This is a genomic window from Aromatoleum tolulyticum (assembly GCF_900156155.1).
GTDB classification, from domain to species: Bacteria; Pseudomonadota; Gammaproteobacteria; order Burkholderiales; family Rhodocyclaceae; genus Aromatoleum; species Aromatoleum tolulyticum.
The window spans coordinates 1-2,711 of sequence record NZ_FTMD01000032.1; the positions used below are offsets into that span (position 1 = coordinate 1).

At 54.6% G+C, this 2,711-nt stretch carries 5 protein-coding genes; all 5 read left to right on the forward strand.

Translation table 11 applies throughout. The features are described from left to right. The first annotated feature begins 109 nt into the window (after positions 1-109). Positions 110-526 (forward strand): hypothetical protein, encoded by a 417-nt coding sequence (locus BW991_RS23805; RefSeq protein WP_139336001.1) that lies wholly within the window; start codon positions 110-112, stop codon positions 524-526. Positions 527-625: 99 nt separating this feature from the next. After that, entirely contained in the window at positions 626-1,252 is a 627-nt protein-coding gene (locus BW991_RS23400) for a DUF6338 family protein (RefSeq protein ID WP_076604517.1), read from the forward strand. Beyond that, complete coding sequence (locus tag BW991_RS23980) at positions 1,227-1,394, forward strand: hypothetical protein (protein WP_170879170.1); 168 nt, start codon at positions 1,227-1,229, stop codon at positions 1,392-1,394. Before BW991_RS23400 ends, BW991_RS23980 begins: the two co-directional genes overlap by 26 nt. An 86-nt stretch (positions 1,395-1,480) precedes the next feature. Continuing rightward, positions 1,481-2,122: a hypothetical protein gene (locus BW991_RS23405; protein ID WP_076604518.1), complete on the forward strand. Its 642-nt coding sequence runs from the start codon at positions 1,481-1,483 to the stop codon at positions 2,120-2,122. Between the two features lie 35 nt (positions 2,123-2,157). After that, entirely contained in the window at positions 2,158-2,661 is a 504-nt protein-coding gene (locus BW991_RS23410; protein ID WP_139336002.1) for a hypothetical protein, read from the forward strand. Positions 2,662-2,711 lie beyond the last annotated feature (50 nt).

Genomic DNA, 2,711 nt, shown 5'->3' on the forward strand with positions numbered 1-2,711 from the left:
GGCCGCGCATCGCTGTCAGGACGGGAGTTTCGGGAATGCCTCTATGACAATCAACTCGTCAGTTCGTTCACTGGGTTTTGCATCACCCTGTTAGGCATCTATGAGTTGCATGCTCCGAGCTGGTGGTGGAAATTTCAATGCGGATTGCTTCATCGCCAGCGTTCCGCTCATCATTGATTCCATGTGGCGCAAGGGTGAAAGGCGCTTCCCGAACAGCACATCAAACGAACAGATCAATGAATCCTCGGGTATTCGAATCGTGGCCAGCGAAGCCAGCTTCTCCGAATTGCAGCAGCAAATCGAAGATGCGATTTCGTTCCTCCAAATCAACCTTGAAAACGTAAAGCGCTTGAGTTCGTTCCCTGGGGTTGAGTGGTTGGTTCTTGATTTTGGGGCTGAAATATATCCGCCGGGTTGGTCCTCATTCACATTTCCGCCAGCATTGTTGTCTTTGTCAGGCCAGGCTGGCATTTCTCTGTGTCTGTCGGTATACCCAACCGAAAACGAGGTAGAAGCCGATGCCTAACATTCCGGTCAAGGTCGCTCCCTCCGGTCGCTGGACGCTGCGCGATAAAGCGCCGCGCAGCGCCCCTTACCTACAACGTTATGCCTCAAGGGAGCATTGATGGACATTTGGGACGCCAATAAGCTCTTGCTGTTCATAGCCTTCGTGATTCCTGGCTTTGTCAGCCTCAAGACGTACGAACTCCTCTTTCCTGGCGCCCAGAAGGAATCTGACAAGCTGCTCATTGACGCCGTTGCCTACAGTTCATTCAACTACGCCCTGCTGCTTTGGCCGATCTATTCTGTTGAAACCAATCAAGTCCGTGAGTCGCAACCCACTGCCTACGCTTTGTTCTATGTCTTTGTGCTGCTGATTGCGCCAATTGCGTGGGCCTGTACGCTGAAAAAGCTCCGCACAACTGAGTTCTTTCAACGCTCGATGCCGCATCCCACCGCAAAGCCATGGGATTTTGTCTTCGCTCAACGGAAACCGTATTGGGCCGTCGTTACGCTCAAGGATGGAAAAAGGATCGCTGGGCGCTATGACTCCGCTTCGTTCGCATCAAGTGCTCCCGCAACCGAGCAGCTCTACCTTGAAGAAAACTGGGTGCTCAACGACGATGGAGGTTTTGAGCGACCGCGAACCGAGACTGCTGGAATCCTTATTCTGTCATCGGAGATCGTGACAGTTGAGTTCTTTAAACTAACCGCAGGAGAAGACAATGGCAGAAAAGAAGCCGGCGCTTGAAGGCTACCAACCGCTTCAAAAGGGTTATCAACCGACCTCTATTCCAACAACGGTACCGACCGGGGACAAGGTCCAAGGCGGCTATCAGCCCACCACAAGTGAGGCAAAGCCCGCCCCAGTTGCACCACCAAAGAAGCCGTGAGGCATAACCCTGCGGTCCACCGGACGCTGCGCGATAAGACCGCGCAGCGCCGGTGACCTCCACGTTGGGCGTCATAGGAAGCACTCATGTCCCCAAAGGTCGCGAATACGTTGCGCTGGCTGTTCTACGAACCGCGCCATTTCTGGCTTTGTGTGTCCGTCTGTCTCGCGGCCGCGTTCGTTGTCATCAGCCGCGGGGGCGATGCTGAGCCAGTCGTTCGCATAGCTGGAATGGTGCTCCAAGTTCTCGGCCTCGTTACCGTCGTGTGGGGTATTGTCGAGACACGCGACTTCTTTGGTATGGCGTCCCCGTACCGGGCGTTCATTGAATGGCTCGCTCGCTTTCCCCTGAGGGCGCGCGTAGTTACAGGCTCGATGAGCGCTTCTATATCTCTTGGTGACGCGCTTTCCGCTAGGGGGCACACATCGTGGCCGATCGATCCCTCTGCACCCGTCGAAGCGAGGCTCACTGCCATTGAGCGGAACTTGCCGCTAATCCACGAGAGAATCACCAACTTCCAGGCCGAGTTCGACCGCACGGCTCAGTCCCTAAAAGACCAGCAGCACTCCGAGCAACAGCATCGGCAGGCCCTTTCTATCGAGTTGCGGGGACATCTCAAGTCCTACGAAACGAGTGGCTTGCATGTCTCCGCCATCGGCGCTGCTTGGGTTTTCCTTGGCACGCTGTTCAGCACCGCAAGCGTCGAAATCGCGGCGTTCCTCAAATGACGCCCAACCCTTCGTTGGGCATCAAAGATTCCACTATGAGCCGACTTGACACAAAAATTCAGACCGAGGTAAGCGATCTTGCCGACACCGGCGCATCCCTGCTTCGCACCATCCAGTCTTCTGGTGATGAAATCCAAGGAGAAGAACTGATCGAAGTCTCAACTTGGGTAACCCGGCTTGGACAGCTAATTCGTCGGCTCTACGGCGAAAAGAGCCAGCACTTCGAGTCGTACTCCTCGGCGCTTTCGACGAACTACTTCTACAAGCTGCATAGCAATTGGAATGCGCATTTTTCACAAATGGTTGGTGTGGCGAGAGCTATCAAGCACGACCTAGAAAATGGCCTCCTCGTCCAGTTCAAAGCGCTCGTCCAAGCCGACGTCTTCGCTGACTTTTTGGAAATGGGGGAGTACCTCCTCCATGAAGGCTATAAAGATGCTGCGGCCGTAATCATTGGTACCGTTCTTGAAGACGGCCTCCGCAAAATGGCAGAGGCTAACAGGGTGATGCAAAACCCAGTGAACGAACTGACGAGTTGATTGTCATAGAGGCATTCCCGAAACTCCCGTCCTGACAGCGATGCGCGGCC

Bases quoted from the DNA above. Each gene is read 5' to 3' on its own strand.
- BW991_RS23400 (WP_076604517.1), top strand. From the start codon at position 626: ATGGACATTTGGGACGCCAATAAGCTCTTGCTGTTCATAGCCTTCGTG.
- BW991_RS23805 (WP_139336001.1), top strand. From the start codon at position 110: ATGCTCCGAGCTGGTGGTGGAAATTTCAATGCGGATTGCTTCATCGCC.
- BW991_RS23405 (WP_076604518.1), top strand. From the start codon at position 1,481: ATGTCCCCAAAGGTCGCGAATACGTTGCGCTGGCTGTTCTACGAACCG.
- BW991_RS23980 (WP_170879170.1), top strand. From the start codon at position 1,227: ATGGCAGAAAAGAAGCCGGCGCTTGAAGGCTACCAACCGCTTCAAAAG.
- BW991_RS23410 (WP_139336002.1), top strand. From the start codon at position 2,158: ATGAGCCGACTTGACACAAAAATTCAGACCGAGGTAAGCGATCTTGCC.